At 66.9% G+C, this 1,199-nt stretch carries 1 protein-coding gene; it reads left to right on the top strand.

The features are described from left to right. A complete protein-coding gene (tuf, locus tag AO398_RS27135; protein WP_058195404.1) occupies positions 1-1,191 on the top strand; it encodes an elongation factor Tu in 1,191 nt (396 codons plus the stop codon). Positions 1,192-1,199: the final 8 nt, after the last annotated feature.

The raw sequence follows: 1,199 nt of genomic DNA on the forward strand, positions 1-1,199 counted from the left end.
ATGGGCAAGGAAAAGTTCTCCCGCACCAAGCCGCACTGCAACATCGGCACGATCGGTCACGTCGACCACGGCAAGACGTCGCTGACGGCGGCGATCACGAAGGTTTTGGCGGAGACGGGCGGGGCGACGTTCACGGCCTACGACCAGATCGACAAGGCGCCTGAGGAGAAGGCGCGCGGGATCACGATCTCGACGGCGCACGTGGAGTACGAGACGGCCAACCGGCACTACGCCCACGTCGATTGCCCCGGCCACGCCGACTACGTGAAGAACATGATCACGGGTGCCGCCCAGATGGACGGCGCGATCCTGGTGGTGTCGGCGGCCGACGGCCCGATGCCGCAGACCCGCGAGCACATCCTGCTGGCCCGCCAGGTCGGCGTGCCGGCGCTGGTGGTGTTCCTGAACAAGGTCGACATGGTCGACGACGAGGAGCTGCTTGAGCTGGTCGAGCTCGAGGTGCGCGAGCTTCTGTCGAAGTACGACTTCCCGGGCGACGACATCCCGATCACGAAGGGTTCGGCGCTGATGGCGCTGGAGGACAAGGAGCCCAAGATCGGCAAGGAGGCGGTTCTGGCGCTGATGGCGACCGTGGACAGCTACATCCCGCAGCCGGAGCGTCCGATCGACCTGCCGTTCCTGATGCCGATCGAGGACGTGTTCTCGATCTCGGGCCGCGGCACGGTGGTGACGGGTCGCGTCGAGCGCGGCATCGTCAAGGTCGGCGAGACGGTGGAGATCGTCGGGATCCGGGCGACCACGACCACGACGGTGACGGGCGTGGAGATGTTCCGCAAGCTGCTCGACCAGGGCCAGGCGGGCGACAACGTCGGCGTGCTGCTGCGCGGCACCAAGCGCGAGGACGTGGAGCGCGGCCAGGTCGTGTGCAAGCCGGGTTCGGTGAAGCCGCACACCAAGTTTAAGGCTGAGGCCTACATCCTGACCAAGGAGGAGGGCGGCCGGCACACGCCGTTCTTCACGAACTACCGGCCGCAATTCTACTTCCGGACCACGGACGTGACCGGGGTGTGCGAGCTGCCGGAGGGCACCGAGATGGTGATGCCGGGCGACAACGTGACCATGGACGTCACGCTGATCGTGCCGGTGGCCATGGAGGAGAAGCTGCGCTTCGCCATCCGCGAGGGCGGCCGCACCGTCGGTGCCGGCGTCGTCGCCGCCATCAACGACTAAGCCAGGAC

This window comes from Methylobacterium sp. GXS13 (assembly GCF_001455965.1).
Taxonomy (GTDB): Bacteria; Pseudomonadota; Alphaproteobacteria; order Rhizobiales; family Beijerinckiaceae; genus Methylobacterium.

Coding starts and splice junctions, on each gene's coding strand:
- tuf (WP_058195404.1), top strand. CDS start 1: ATGGGCAAGGAAAAGTTCTCCCGCACCAAGCCGCACTGCAACATCGGC.